At 71.6% G+C, this 12,926-nt stretch carries 12 protein-coding genes, 1 tRNA gene and 1 pseudogene; 5 read left to right on the top strand and 9 right to left on the bottom strand.

Translation table 11 applies throughout. The features are described 5' to 3' along the window. Positions 1-20: 20 nt before the first annotated feature. Positions 21-92 (bottom strand) — tRNA-Gln (locus tag OIE47_RS17250). Positions 93-108: 16 nt separating this feature from the next. After that, positions 109-975, bottom strand: coding sequence for a helix-turn-helix domain-containing protein (locus tag OIE47_RS17245; protein ID WP_326562495.1), 867 nt, complete (start codon positions 973-975; stop codon positions 109-111). Positions 976-1,128: 153 nt separating this feature from the next. Between OIE47_RS17245 and OIE47_RS17240 the strand changes: the two genes are divergently transcribed. Then, positions 1,129-2,100 carry an acyl-CoA desaturase gene (locus OIE47_RS17240; RefSeq protein ID WP_326562494.1) on the top strand — a complete coding sequence of 324 codons (972 nt, stop codon included), beginning with the start codon at positions 1,129-1,131 and terminating at the stop codon, positions 2,098-2,100. A gap of 52 nt (positions 2,101-2,152) precedes the next feature. After that, positions 2,153-2,839 (top strand): TetR/AcrR family transcriptional regulator, encoded by a 687-nt coding sequence (locus OIE47_RS17235; protein ID WP_326562493.1) that lies wholly within the window; start codon positions 2,153-2,155, stop codon positions 2,837-2,839. Between the two features lie 33 nt (positions 2,840-2,872). Here the strand turns inward: OIE47_RS17235 and OIE47_RS17230 are convergent, their stop codons facing one another. The 5 genes from OIE47_RS17230 to rsmA form a co-directional block, all read right to left on the bottom strand. Continuing rightward, complete coding sequence (locus tag OIE47_RS17230; protein WP_326562492.1) at positions 2,873-3,349, bottom strand: DUF4383 domain-containing protein; 477 nt, start codon at positions 3,347-3,349, stop codon at positions 2,873-2,875. A 113-nt stretch (positions 3,350-3,462) separates the two neighbouring features. Then, complete coding sequence (locus tag OIE47_RS17225) at positions 3,463-3,921, bottom strand: DUF4383 domain-containing protein (protein ID WP_326562491.1); 459 nt, start codon at positions 3,919-3,921, stop codon at positions 3,463-3,465. A gap of 106 nt (positions 3,922-4,027) precedes the next feature. After that, positions 4,028-5,872 (bottom strand): ABC-F family ATP-binding cassette domain-containing protein, encoded by a 1,845-nt coding sequence (locus OIE47_RS17220; RefSeq protein ID WP_326562490.1) that lies wholly within the window; start codon positions 5,870-5,872, stop codon positions 4,028-4,030. A gap of 105 nt (positions 5,873-5,977) precedes the next feature. Next, the gene (locus tag OIE47_RS17215) at positions 5,978-6,931 is read right to left on the bottom strand and encodes a 4-(cytidine 5'-diphospho)-2-C-methyl-D-erythritol kinase (RefSeq protein WP_326562489.1); all 954 of its coding nucleotides are present in this window, start codon (positions 6,929-6,931) and stop codon (positions 5,978-5,980) included. Between the two features lie 87 nt (positions 6,932-7,018). Then, positions 7,019-7,888, bottom strand: coding sequence for a 16S rRNA (adenine(1518)-N(6)/adenine(1519)-N(6))-dimethyltransferase RsmA (gene rsmA, locus OIE47_RS17210; protein WP_326562488.1), 870 nt, complete (start codon positions 7,886-7,888; stop codon positions 7,019-7,021). A gap of 205 nt (positions 7,889-8,093) precedes the next feature. Here rsmA and OIE47_RS17205 point away from each other — a divergent pair, with 205 nt between their 5' ends. Both OIE47_RS17205 and OIE47_RS17200 read left to right on the top strand, forming a co-directional pair. Further along, entirely contained in the window at positions 8,094-8,231 is a 138-nt protein-coding gene (locus tag OIE47_RS17205) for a hypothetical protein (RefSeq protein WP_326562487.1), read from the top strand. Continuing rightward, on the top strand, positions 8,231-9,331 hold the full coding sequence (locus tag OIE47_RS17200) for an Lrp/AsnC family transcriptional regulator (protein WP_326562486.1): 1,101 nt from the start codon (positions 8,231-8,233) through the stop codon (positions 9,329-9,331). The genes OIE47_RS17205 and OIE47_RS17200 overlap by 1 nt, the downstream gene beginning before the upstream one ends. A gap of 25 nt (positions 9,332-9,356) precedes the next feature. Here the strand turns inward: OIE47_RS17200 and OIE47_RS17195 are convergent. Next, positions 9,357-10,357, bottom strand: a pseudogene (locus tag OIE47_RS17195) (TatD family hydrolase). A 170-nt stretch (positions 10,358-10,527) separates the two neighbouring features. Here OIE47_RS17195 and OIE47_RS17190 point away from each other — a divergent pair. Further along, the gene (locus OIE47_RS17190) at positions 10,528-11,781 is read left to right on the top strand and encodes a hypothetical protein (RefSeq protein ID WP_326562485.1); all 1,254 of its coding nucleotides are present in this window, start codon (positions 10,528-10,530) and stop codon (positions 11,779-11,781) included. A 95-nt stretch (positions 11,782-11,876) separates the two neighbouring features. Here the strand turns inward: OIE47_RS17190 and OIE47_RS17185 are convergent, their stop codons facing one another. Then, the gene (locus tag OIE47_RS17185; protein ID WP_326562484.1) at positions 11,877-12,899 is read right to left on the bottom strand and encodes an ABC transporter substrate-binding protein; all 1,023 of its coding nucleotides are present in this window, start codon (positions 12,897-12,899) and stop codon (positions 11,877-11,879) included. Positions 12,900-12,926 lie beyond the last annotated feature (27 nt).

Raw genomic sequence — 12,926 nt, 5'->3', positions numbered from 1 at the left:
AAAACGGACTAAGGGAACAGCTCGGCCGCTAGGACTCGAACCTAGAAAATCGCCTCCAAAGGGCGACGTGTTGCCAATTACACCACGGCCGATCGTGACTCGTTCAGCCTAACCCGAGGCCACCTCTCGGGTGAAGCCAGCGGGCGTCACTCCAGCCACAGTGCCAGCTGTCAGTCCTTCGATCCACACATATAGTTCCCGCGCCCGCGGCACCCGGACGACCAGACAGCCGTGGTAGTCGGCGCCGGTGTTGCGCCTGTTCGTCTTTGGCTTGTGCCGCTTGATCTGTGGCGCCCCGAACAACGCCTGCTCGATCCCCAGCCGCTCGGCCCACCACCGGCCCGCGGCGGCCACGTCCGCGGTCTCGTGGATGCTGAGCCGGTAACGCAACTCGGCCCGGCTCCTCCCGGTCGCCTCCACGAACCGCAGGAAGAGTTCCACCAGCCGAGGATCGCTGTTCACGAAGGCCAGTTCGTACTGCTTACGGTGGGGCTTGTTCTTGGCACCCTCACACCAGTACATGATCGCGCCGACCAGCATCAGCTCGCGCAGGTTGAGGTCACCGGTCCACTGCTGCGCCCGCAGGCGCAGCGCGTCCTCCTGGTCCGCAACCGCATCCCGCCGCCGCTCCGCCTTCGTCGCCCGGAGCAGGTTCGCCCCCGCATGCCGCTCCTTCACCTGCGGCGAATCAGGGTCGAGCGGCAGGTGGCGGACCCACTGGTAGGCGGTGGACTTGGCGACGCCGAGTTCGGTGGCGATGTCGGTGACCGACCAGCCATCCTCCCGCAACCGCACCGCCCGGTCGCGCAACTCGTCCTTGGCGTTCGGCCGTCGGGTCCACTCCGGTGCCGGGACACCGCGCAGCAGCCCGTACAGCCGGTCTTTGCCGATGCCCAGGCGGGCCCGGATCTGGGCCACGGAAAGGCCCTCGACGGTACGCAGCCGCCGGGCCTCGGCGGCGAGATTGTCGGTCATGAGCAGCAAGTTAGTACGCATGTACGACAGGTTTCGTCAAGACCCCGTAGGGAACTGCCAGGAACGCACCCATGGCGAGTTACGGGAGCGTAGGTTACGGTGACGTAGGCGTAAGTTACCGATCTCGTCCCCGTCTCCGCCCAGCGAGGTGCCATGTCGACCACCCTGACCGGACCGCCCACGGAAGCCACCGAAAAGGGCCCGAAGCCGCTCACCGAAGGTAAGCAGCAGACGGGCATCCTGATCGCCCTCTGGTCCTTTGTGATCGTGCCGTTCATCGCCCTGATCGCCGCCGTTCCGGTGGCCTGGGGCGGTTGGCTGACCTGGACCGACGTCGCGATCGCCGCGGTCTGGTACGTGGTCGCCGGGATCGGGATCACGGTCGGCTTCCACCGCTACTTCACCCACGGCTCGTTCAAGGCCAAGCGGTGGCTGCGGGTCACCCTGGCGGTCGCGGGTTCGTTCGCGGTCCAGGGCAACATCACCCAGTGGGTGGCCGACCACCGCCGCCATCACGCCTTCTCCGACGTGGAGGGCGACCCGCACTCGCCGTGGCGGTTCGGCGAGAGCGTCTGGGGTCTGACCAAGGGTCTCTTCTTCGCCCACATGGGCTGGCTGTTCCACCGCGAGCTGTCCAACCGCGAACGGTTCGCCCCGGACCTGCTGGCGGACAAGGACATCAGCCGGGTCGACCGCCTCTTCCCGCTGCTGGTGGGCATCTCGCTGCTCGCCCCGGCCGCCATCGGTGGCCTGGTCACCTGGTCCTGGCAGGGCGCGCTGACCGCGTTCTTCTGGGCCGGTCTGGTCCGGGTCGGGCTGCTGCACCACGTGACCTGGTCGATCAACTCGGTCTGCCACGTCTACGGGGAGCGCCCGTTCGAGGTGCGCCAGGGTGACAAGGCGTCGAACTTCTGGCCGCTCGCGATCCTCTCCTTCGGCGAGAGCTGGCACAACCTGCACCACGCCGACCCGACCTGCGCCCGGCACGGGGTGCTGCGCGGTCAGGTGGACATTTCGGCACGGGTGATCTGGATCTTCGAAAAGACCGGTGCGGCGTTCGACGTACGGTGGCCGAAGCCGGAGCGGATCGCGGCGAAACTGGTGAAACCGGCCGCGCCACAGTGACCGCGCCGCGCCGGGCACCGTGCCGGAAGCCGCCACCTGGCAGGATGGCCGGGTGACAGAGAGCCCGAGCAGCAGCGGGGGCAGCGGGCGTGGGCGACCGCCGGCGGCGCCGACCAAACCATCTTCCCGGGTACGGATGTCAGCGGCGCAGCGCCGCGAGCAACTGATCGCCATCGGGCGGCAGATCTTCGCCGAGCGGGGTTTCGACGCCACCTCCATAGAGGAGGTGGCGTCGCGGGCCAAGGTGTCGAAGCCGGTGATCTACGAGCACTTCGGCGGCAAGGAAGGCCTCTACGCGGTTGTGGTCGACCGGGAGGTCCGGGCCCTGCTGGACCGGGTGGCCGCCGCGCTGACCGCCGGTCATCCCCGCGAGTTGCTGGAGCAGGCCGCGCTGGCGCTGCTGAGTTACATCGAGGAGGAGACCAGCGGGTTCCGGGTGCTGGTACGCGAGTCGCCGGTGATGTCGGCGACCGGGAACTTCAGCAGCGTGCTCAACGACGTCGCGCACCAGGTGGAACACATCCTGGGTGCGGAGTTCTCCAGCCGTGGTTTTGACCCGAAGCTGGCCGAGCTGTACGCGCAGGCGCTGGTCGGCATGGTGGCCCTGACCGGTCGGTGGTGGCTGGAGGTACGCAAGCCGCGCAAGGAGACGGTGGCCGCGCACCTGGTCAACCTGGCCTGGCACGGGCTGTCCCACCTGGAGGCGAAGCCGACCCTGCTGACCGGCCGGGGGCGTTGAGCCCGGCGGTCGGCGGGACGGTTGTCGCCGGGGTCAGCCGGGCTGGCTGTCCGGGGAGGCGGCGCGCCGGTATCGGCTTTCCGCCGCTGCGCGCTCCGGTGGTCCGATCTTGTCGTAGAGACCGGTGGCGAGCGTGATCAGGCCGAAGATCAGCGACACCACGACGGTGGCGACGGAGAAGTTGAGGATGTTCGCGTCGGTCTGGAGCACGCTGAGCATGACCAGTCCGACGACCAGGAAGACCACCCCGGCGGTCAGGTTCATGAAGTGGCCGAGGTTGCCCCGCAGGGATGCGCCGATCATGATCACGATCCCGAAGGCCACCGACACCAGCGAGAACGCCAGGTTGGTACGCAGACCGAGGGCGTAGTTGCCTTCTCGGGCGAAGAGCGACTCGCCGGCGGTCTCGACGATCCCGAAGATCCCGAAAATCAGGATGTAGAGGCCGACGAGCCCGGAAATGACCCGGTAGAGCGTGCGCGCCGGGTGGTTGATGGGGATGTGCGCCACCGACTTCTCCTCCCGTACGGGTGATGATTCTTCCGAATTGTCACCCAGATGAGGAGGCGGTTTCCGGCGAACACGGATCAGCCCCGGTCAGCGCACCCGGCGCCCGTCCCGGTTCAGAGGACCAGGCGCCCGTCCCGCCAGGCCTGCGCCTCGTCCTCGGAGCCCACCCGGCCGTACATGCCGGCCATCAGCAGGACCAGCCCGACGAGCATGGTGACCACGACTCCGGCGATGCTGAAGTTGAGGTAGTTGGCGTCCGTACGGATCACCGCGAGGCCGGCCAGGCTGACCGCCATCAGCAGGTAGCCGAACCACTTGTTGACCGCGGCGTCGATGTTGCGGCCCAGGCCGGTGGCGATCAGGACGATCATGCCGAGGACCACGGCGAGCACCGAGTGGCCGAGGTTGGTGCCCTGGCCGAGCACCGTGGTGGTCTCGTCCTGGGCGAACGCTTCGCTGCCACCGGTCTCGATGAGGCCGAGGACACCGAAGATGACCAGGTATAGACCGGTCAGGCCGCCGATCGCCCGGTAGATCGGGCGCGCGGGGTGGTTGACGGGGTTGTGGGCCATAGTCGTAACTCTCCAACGCCGTGCCGGTGGGGGTCGTCAACCATTGTCCCGCATGCGGCGGTGTGACGCCGCACACGCCCGGCCCCCACCGCCGGGGCGCCCGACGTCAGGACCCCGGCACCTGCTCCGCGAGGGACAGCCAGCTCTCCTCGATCTGCTCCCGCTCGGCCCGTACGGCGCGCAGTTGGCCGTCCAGCTCGGCGACCTTGGCGTAGTCGGTGGCGTGCTCGGCCATCTGGTCGTGCAGCGCCGACTCGCGCTGGTCCAGTTTGCCGATCTGCCGCTCCAGCTTGCTCAGTTCCTTCTTCGCCACCCGTACCTCGGCGGCGCTGAGGTGGGGCGTACCGGCTCCGTCGCCGGTGCCGCCGGCCCCGTTCGCGTCCACCGGCGCGGCGGTCGTGGAGGCGACGGTCGCCGTCTGGGTCCGGCCGCCCTGGCCCGCCTCGGCGCGGGCGAGGTACTCGTCGACGCCGCCGGGCAGGTGGATCAGCCGGCCGTCGCCGAACATGCCGTAGACCACGTCGGTGACCCGTTCGATCAGGTACCGGTCGTGGCTGGCCACGATGATCGTGCCGGGCCAGGAGTCGAGCAGGTCCTCCAGCGCGGCCAGGGTGTCGGTGTCGAGGTCGTTGGTGGGCTCGTCGAAGAGGAGCACGTTCGGCTCGGCGGCGAGCAGCCGGAGCATCTGCAACCGGCGGCGTTCACCACCGGAGAGGTCCCCGACCGGGGTCCAGAGTCGACGGTCGTCGAAACCGAACACCTCGGCGAGCTGCGACGCGCCGAGTTCCCGGTCGCCGAGTACGACCCGCCGGGCCACCTCCTCGACCGCTTCGAGCACCCGCAACTGGTTGGGCAGCTCGGAGAGTTCCTGGGAGAGGAACGCCGGCCGTACGGTGGAACCGGTGTTGATCCGGCCCTTCTCCGGTTCGCGTACGCCGGCCAGCAGGCGCAGCAGCGTGGTCTTGCCGGCCCCGTTGGCGCCCACGATCGCGATCCGGTCGCCGGGCCCGACCTGCCAGGTGAGGTCGTCGAGGATCAGTTTCGGTCCGGCCATCAGGGTGACGTTCTCCAGGTCGTACACCTGCTTGCCGAGCCGGGAGGTGGCCATCCGTTGCAGTGACATGGTGTCGCGCGGCGGTGGCACGTCGGCGATCAGCGCGTTCGCGGCGTCGATCCGGAACTGGGGCTTCGAGGTCCGGGCCGGCGGTCCCCGGCGCAGCCAGGCGATCTCCTTGCGGAGCAGGTTCTGCCGGCGGGCCTCGGTGGCGGCGGCGACCCGTTCCCGTTCCACCCGGGCCAGCGTCCAGGCGGCGAACCCGCCCTCGTAGGCCCGTACGGTCTGGTCGCCGACCTCCCAGGTGGTGGTGCAGACCGCGTCGAGGAACCAGCGGTCGTGGGTGACGACCACGAGTGCTCCCCGGCGGTTGACCAGGTGGCGGGCGAGCCAGTCGACCCCGGCCACGTCGAGGTGGTTGGTCGGTTCGTCCAGGATCAGCAGGTCGGCGGTACGGACCAGGAGCGCGGCGAGCGCGACCCGGCGCCGTTCACCGCCGGACATCGGTCCGACCGGCTGGTCCAGCCCGAGGTACGGCATGCCGAGCCCGTCGAGGATGCCCCGGACTCCGGCGTCGCCGGCCCACTCGTGCTCGGCGCCCATGCTCTGGTCCAGCCAGGCGGTGCCGAGCACCACGTCCCGTACGGTCGCCTCGGCGTCCAGGTTGAGGGTCTGCGGCAGCCAGGCGACCCGCAGGTCGCGGCGGTGGGTGACCCGCCCGTTGTCCGGTTCCTCGATCTTGGTGAGCAGGCGGAGCAGGGTCGACTTGCCGGCCCCGTTCAGCCCGACGACGCCGATCCGGTCGGCGTCGTCGAGGCCGAGGGACACGTCGGTGAGCAGTTGCCCGGCCGCGCCATAGCCCTTGGACGCCCGGTCCAGGTTGACGATGTTGGCCACGAGCCCACCTTCCATGATCAAAGGCGCCCCGGGTGCCGGTCGGGCCGGCACGAGGGGACGCCTGGAGTAGTTCAAGCCTACGCGGGTGGCGGACCCGTCGGCCGGTCAGATCACGCGGGCACCGGGAACCGGGCCGGTGGCCGTACGGGCGGCGCGGCAGACCCCGGCGGCCTCGAGTTCGGCGGCGATCCGGCTGGCACCGGCGGCGTCGGCCGCGAGGAAGACGCAGGTGGGGCCGGAGCCGGAGACCATGCCGGCGAGCGCACCGGCGGTCTCGCCGGCCTTGAGGGTCGCCGCCAGGGCGGGGCGCAGCGACTGGGCGGCGGCCTGCAGGTCGTTGCCGAGGGTCGCGGCGAGTACCGCGGGGCTGCGCTGGCGCAGGGCGGCGAGCAGCGCGTCGGCGTTCGGCAGCGGTGGGGGTGCGGCACCGTCGGCGCGCAACCGGTCCAGTTCCCGGTACGCGGTCGGGGTGGAGAGGCCGCCGTCGGCGATCGCGACCACCCAGTGCCAGGTCGTCGGCCGGGCCAGTACGGGGCTGACCGTCTCGCCCCGGCCGGTGCCCAGCGCGGTGCCGCCGAAGATCAGGAACGGTACGTCGGAGCCGAGGTCGGCGGCGATCGCGGCGAGTTGGTCGCGGGAGAGGTTGGTGCCCCAGAGCGTGTCGCAGGCGACCAGGGCGGCGGCGGCGTCGGCGCTGCCACCGGCCAGTCCGGCGGCGAGCGGGATCTGCTTGCGCAGGTGCAGCCGGGCGTGTGCGGGCACGCCGGTGTGTGCGGCGAGCGCGCGGGCGGCCCGGATGACGAGGTTGTCGTCGTCGAGCGCCAGCTCGCCGGTCCCCTCTCCCTCCATGGTGAGGGTGAGGGTGTCGCCGCGCCGGGCGGTCAGCTCGTCGTAGAGCGCGATGGCGTGGTAGACGGTGTTGAGTTCGTGGTAGCCGTCGGGGCGCAGCGGACCCACCCCGAGGTGCAGGTTGATCTTCGCCGGGACGCGTACCCGGACCGGGCCGGTCGCCGCGCGTCGGGACCGTTCATCGTCGTCGGGCCGCCATGCCTCGGTCACCGGGCACGGCCCCGGACCCGTGGCGCCACCGCCGGGGTGACGTCGGGTGGGGACGGTAGGGGCCTCGTCGACAGCACGGGCGTCAGCCTACTCGGCACGTTCGGGGTCGGTCGGGGCCGACGCGGCGATGGCGGCGAACTGCTCGACGGTCAGCGCCTCGCCCCGGGCGCCGGGGTCGACGCCGGCCGCGATCAGCGCCGCCGCGGCCCGGTCCGCGCCACCGGCCCAGCCGGCGAGCGCGGCGCGCAGGGTCTTGCGGCGCTGCGCGAAGGCCGCGTCCACCACCGCGAAAACCTTCTTCCGGGGTACGTCGGTGCGGGGCGGCTCCCGGCGGGTGAAGGCGACCAGGCCGGAGTCGACGTTCGGCACCGGCCAGAAGACGTTCGGCGGGACCTTGCCGGCGCCCCGCGCGGTCGCGTACCAGGCGAGTTTGACCGACGGGATGCCGTACGTCTTCGAGCCGGGACCGGCGACCAGCCGGTCGGCGACCTCCTTCTGCACCATCACCAGTCCCTGGCGCAGGGTGGGCAGTTCGGCGAGCAGGTGCAGGACCACCGGCACGGCCACGTTGTACGGCAGGTTCGCGACCAGCGCGGTCGGTGCCGGCTCGGCCAGTTCGGCGGCGGTGATCCGCAGCGCGTCGGCGCGGTGCACGGTCAACCGGTCGGCGGCGGCACCGGCCCGGTCGGCGACGGTCGCCGGCAGCGCCGCGGCCAGCGTCGGGTCGATCTCCACCACGTGTACGTGCGCGGCCGCCGTGAGCAGTCCGAGGGTGAGCGAGCCCAGTCCCGGGCCGACCTCCAGGGCCACGTCGTCCGGGGTGAGTTCGGCTGCGGCCACGATCCGGCGGACGGTGTTGGGGTCGTGGACGAAGTTCTGGCCCAGTTTCTTGGTCGGCGCGACGCCGAGTCGGGCGGCCAGTTCCCGGATCTCCGCCGGGCCGAGGAGTCCGGTCATGAGGCCAGAGCCTACGGTGCGGCGTCGGGCCGCCGACCGGCGCGCCGTCGTGGCGTTTCCCGCGACCGGCGAGGTGGCCGGGCACCGGGACGGGACCTCGGTCGGGGGTGACGGTCGGGTCCTCGGGCTGCCGCCGCCGGAAACCTACCGATCCGACACCTCGCGTACAACTCCGCTTTGCCTACGAGCTAGCCGAAAACCGGACATGGCGGCGTTGCTGACCGGCGTTCCGTACCCCACGCTGGTCACCGTGGAACGACCGAACCCGATGATGCCCGCCCGTCACGGCCGGACGATCGCGGCGCCGATCTCCGGCGCCCCGTCGACCGTCTCCCCCGCGTGATGGCTTCCGGCCCGTACGACCTCGACCCGACCGACCGACGCATCGTCGCCGCGCTCCAGGTCAACGGCCGGGCGAGTTGGACGGAGATCGCCGCGCTGATCGGGACCTCGGTGACCACGGTGGCCCGCCGGGCCCAGCAACTGATCGCCGGCGGGCTGGTCAAGGTGGCCGTCGCGCCCCAGCCCGGTGGCGGCCCGGTCGACCTGCTGATCGTCCGGGTCCGCTGTACGCCGGGCAGTCAGCTCCCGACCGCGCGGGCGTTGGCCGCCCGACCCGAGGTCCGGTTCGTCGCCGTGCTGACCGGTGCCCACGACCTGGTCGCCGAGCTCCTGGTGCCCCGGGGGACCAGCATGCACAGCGTGCTCAGCGCGGTGCAGCGGATCCCGGGGGTGCAGGCGACCATCGCCGACCTGCTGCTGCACACGTACAAGTCGGACCACGAGTGGAGTCGCCGGCTGCTCGGGGACGACGGCCGGCCGCCGACGCCGCCGGTGCACGACTGTCCACCGGACCACCTCGACGAGGTGGACGAACGGATCGTCGCCGCTCTCCGGCACGACGGGCGGACCAGTTTCCACGCGGTCGCGCTCGGCCTCGGGATCAGCGAGAGCACCGTACGGCGGCGGTTCGAGGCACTCCACGGTGCCGGGTGCGTACAGGTGATCACCCTGGTGCCGGCGGCGGCGCTCGGGTTCGAGGCGGAGTTGCTGTTCTGGCTCTCGGTCACCCCGGCCCGGCTGGAGGCGGTGGCGCACGAGCTCGCCGCGCTGACCGGGGTGCGCTACGTCGCGGCGACCCTCGGGCAGGAGTCGCTGATGTGCGAGGTGATCCTGCCGACCCACGCCGACGTGCTGGAGTTCACCACCCGGACACTGGCCCGGATCGACGGCGTACGGTCCTGGAGCGCCGGGGTGGAACTGCTCACCGTGAAGCGCGGTTTTGTCCTCACCCCGTGGACGGCCGGTCGCCCCGGCACCGGGCCGACCGCCCGTACCACCCCCGGTACCGCCACCGACGCCGCTGCCGAGGAGGCGCTCCCCCGCCCCCGGGGAGTCCGTGGTGGACGCCGTACGCCGAGGGTGCCGGCCCGCCGCTCCTGACCCCGACCGACGGGGTCCCCGGTTGTCACCAGGGGCCGAAGACCCGGTTTCCGTTGGCGGAGATCGCCGCGCACAGCTCGTCGAGGTCTGCGCCGTTGGCCTCGGCCAGGGCACGGACCGTCAACGGGATCAGGTACGAGGCGTTCGGTCGCCCCCGGTACGGCGTCGGCGTCAGGTACGGCGCGTCGGTCTCCACCAGGAGCTGGTCCAATGGGGTCACCTTGGCCGCCGCGCGCAACCCGCCCGCGTTGCCGAAGGTGACCGTCCCGGCGAAACTCAGCAGGTAACCGCGTCGCACGCACTCGGCCGCGAACTCCTCGTCGCCGGAGAAGCAGTGCAGCACAACGGTCGCCGGTGCGCCCTCCTCATCGAGCACCCGCAGGACCTCGGCGTGCGCGTCGCGGTCGTGGATGACCAGCGCCTTGTTGTACCGCTTGGCGATGTCGATGTGCGCCCGGAAGCTCTCCTCCTGCGCCGCCCGCCCCTCGTCGCCGGTACGGAAGAAGTCCAGCCCGGTCTCGCCGATGCCGCGTACCCGGTCCTGGCCGGCGAGCGCCTCGATCTCGCGCAGTGCCGCGTCGAGGTCGGGCAGGCGCGGGGCGTCGTTGGGGTGCAGGGCGACGGTGGCGAGGACGGCCGGGTACCTGACGGCTGCCTCGGCGCCCCAGCGGGACGACTCCACATCGGTACCGACCTGGACCAGCCGGTCCACCCCGGCGGCGGCGGCAACCTCGATGAGGCGATTAACCGGATCCCCGGAAGGGGGTCCGGGTGGGGGTCCGGGTGGGGGGCGGGGTTGGCGGTGGGGTTGGCGGTGGGGTTGGCGGTGGGGTTGGGGGCGGGGTTGGCGGTGGGGTCGTTTGGGGGTCCTCCGGGGGTGCCGGATTCGGTGACGGTGATGTCGAGGTGGGTGTGGCTGTCCAGCACCGGCAGGGGCAGCGGCTCGGGCGCGGGCGGGAACTCCCCGGCCCGGCGGGCGGCCCGCTGGCGGCGGGATTCGGTCGGCTCAGTCATCGCCGTCAGCATCACATACCGGCCCCGACCACCTCGGGCGTACCCGGAGAGCCGATCATGACTTGGCCGCCCGGTCGGCGCCGGCTGGCCGTTGAGCCGGCATCGACCATCCTTCGGTCGTACTCCCTGCCGGTTACCCGGCGTTTACCTGAACGGCACCGAGCCCTCCTAGCGTCGCGCGCATGAGTGTCACCCCGCAGACACGGGACGTGCCCGAGGCACCAGCCGGGCTGGTGGTGACACACGCCGGCGTCAACCACCCGGCCGAGGAACTTGCCCGAGGTGCGGCGTACGAGCTGTTCAGCGCCGACGAGCTGCCCGGATTCAGCCGCGACCCGCGCCCGGACGCCCGCCGGCCGTGGCACCGGTTCGTGCACGCCAGCGAGGTCAGCGCCGTGTACGGACCAAGGTCGGGCGGTGACCCGGAGCTGGAGCCGCCGCTGATGGCGCCGCTGAACCGGGCCCGGAACTGGGCGGACATCCACCAGCTCAGTCAGACCACGGCCGGCGCCGCCGACCCGGTCCTGGCGAGCGTGCGCGCCTCGGCCCTGGTCCGCCGGGGCACCCCGATGGTCAAGGTGCTCTCCGCCCGGCAACTCGCCGGGCACCTGCGCGGGTGGCTGCCGTACGGGTTCTGCTACCGCGAGTACGACATCGCCCACCTCCGTACGCCGGAGGACCTGTCGCTGCTGCGTACCGACCCGGAGGGGGGCCGGGAGGGGCAGGAGGTCGCCGCGTACGCGCTGCGCTGGCGGGCGATCGACCCGCTCGACTACGACGTACCCGGTGGTGAACGGCACGCCGGCCTGGTGGCGATCCCGCCGCACGACCGGGTCGGGCCGCCGGTGCTGGGGACCGGGTTCACCCCGAGCGGGCGGCACCTGATCCCGGAGTTCGTCACCCGGGACATGGCCGACCTGCCGTTGCCGGCGAACGCGGCCCTGGTGGCGTACTCGCCGGCCGGTGACGAGGTGGTGCTCTACACGTACCAGCCGGAGCAGCGGGCGTGGCTGCGGATGGCCGGTCCGCGGTGGCGGCACCTGCTGGCCTCGGTGCCGGGCATCTCGCCGGACCAGGAGTACCTCCCGATCGGCGAGACCGCGCGGACCACCCAGCTCGTCGGCGACTACCACGGCCAGGAGTACGAGGCGATCGCCGACCTGCCCGGCGGGTTCCGGGTGCTGGCGATGACCCGGGCGGCGCGTTACCCGGTCGAGGGGGTCCGTCGCCGGGCCCGGTACGCCACCTGGCGGGGTGTGCTCTGCCTGGTCCTCGGCGAGGAGACCGGTTGGCTGCGGTTGCGGCTGTGCCGACCGAACCCGGACAGCGTGGCGGCCTGCGGCGCGCAGTGTTACGAGCGTGGCATCTACGAGTCCTGGGCCCCGGCACCGGAGGTCACCGACGACCGGCTGATCGACCTGCCGTACGGCCACTGACCCCGCGCGGGTCGCGTACGGCGATCGGCCAGCCGGCCGTACGGCATCGGCCCGCCGGCGGGCCGCTGACCCCGGCCGCCGGCGGAGTACGGCGCTCAGCCCAGCGGCTTTGCCTTGTTCAGCCAGCCCACGACGTCCCGGTAGATCGGGGCGTTGGCCGCGAAGCTGTACGGCGCGGCCGTCTGCCACGGGTAGACCTGACCGGCCTTGACCGCGGGCAGGTTGGTCCAGGTGGCGATCTTGCTGACGGTGTCGGCCATGGCGGGGACCTCGCGGCCGTCGTAGATGATCGCGTCGGCGGGGTACGAGGCAGCCTGCTCCCAGCTCACCTCCTCGAAGTACTGGCCGGGGCCGAGCGGCTTCGCCGTGGGTACGAACTGGACGCCGAGCGACGCCAGGTGCTTCAGGTCGGGGTGCATCTTCGGGTCGGCGATGTAGAGCTTGGTGGCATCGCGGGAGACGGCCAGCACCCGCAGACCGGGCTTTGCCGCAACGGCGGTCCTGACGTCGGCGACCGCCGCGTCGAACTCCGACCGGGCGGCCTTGACGGGTGCGGCGTCGGGGTCGGCACCGAGTTGGACGGCGAGCGCCATGAAGTTGTCGATGATGGCCGGCAGGTCGAGGCCGGGCATCTTCATCCCGATCGACGGCGCGAGCCCGAACACCTTGTCGGCACTGGCCTCCGGGACGTACCAGAGGGTCTTGTCGTCGAACGACAGGTCGACCAGCAGTTCGGGGCGCAGGGCGGCGTACCGCTCCAGGTTGAACTCACCCCACGTCTTGCCGACGACCTCGACCTTGCTCAGGTCGATGTTGCCGGCCTGGTAGTTGAGCTTGCCGTCGGTGAGGCCCAGTTCGCCGTACACCCCGGTCACCTGGTAACCGGCGTCCCAGAGGGCGGCGGCGGCGCTGCTCTGCGCGACCACCCGCTGCGGCCGGCTGGCCAGGTCCACGGTGATCCCACGGCCGTCGGTGTACCGGAACGGCTGCGCCGCCCCGGATGGACCGCCGGCGCCGGGCTTGTCGCCGGAGTTCCCGCAGGCGGCCAGGCCGAGCAGTACGCCGGTGGCGCCGGCACCGCGCAGGAATCCGCGCCGGGTCAGAAGGTGCTTGGACATGGTTCTCCCAGTCGTAGTGGACGTGCG

Source organism: Micromonospora sp. NBC_01796 (assembly GCF_035917455.1).
Classification (GTDB): domain Bacteria; phylum Actinomycetota; class Actinomycetes; order Mycobacteriales; family Micromonosporaceae; genus Micromonospora_G.
Note: the sequence above shows the minus strand (reverse complement) of the source record. Positions and strands in the feature narration are given on the sequence as shown.

Coding starts and splice junctions, on each gene's coding strand:
- OIE47_RS17245 (WP_326562495.1), bottom strand. CDS start 975: ATGACCGACAATCTCGCCGCCGAGGCCCGGCGGCTGCGTACCGTCGAG.
- OIE47_RS17240 (WP_326562494.1), top strand. CDS start 1,129: ATGTCGACCACCCTGACCGGACCGCCCACGGAAGCCACCGAAAAGGGC.
- OIE47_RS17225 (WP_326562491.1), bottom strand. CDS start 3,921: ATGGCCCACAACCCCGTCAACCACCCCGCGCGCCCGATCTACCGGGCG.
- rsmA (WP_326562488.1), bottom strand. CDS start 7,888: ATGACCGGACTCCTCGGCCCGGCGGAGATCCGGGAACTGGCCGCCCGA.
- OIE47_RS17205 (WP_326562487.1), top strand. CDS start 8,094: ATGGCGGCGTTGCTGACCGGCGTTCCGTACCCCACGCTGGTCACCGTG.
- OIE47_RS17200 (WP_326562486.1), top strand. CDS start 8,231: ATGGCTTCCGGCCCGTACGACCTCGACCCGACCGACCGACGCATCGTC.
- OIE47_RS17190 (WP_326562485.1), top strand. CDS start 10,528: ATGAGTGTCACCCCGCAGACACGGGACGTGCCCGAGGCACCAGCCGGG.
- OIE47_RS17185 (WP_326562484.1), bottom strand. CDS start 12,899: ATGTCCAAGCACCTTCTGACCCGGCGCGGATTCCTGCGCGGTGCCGGC.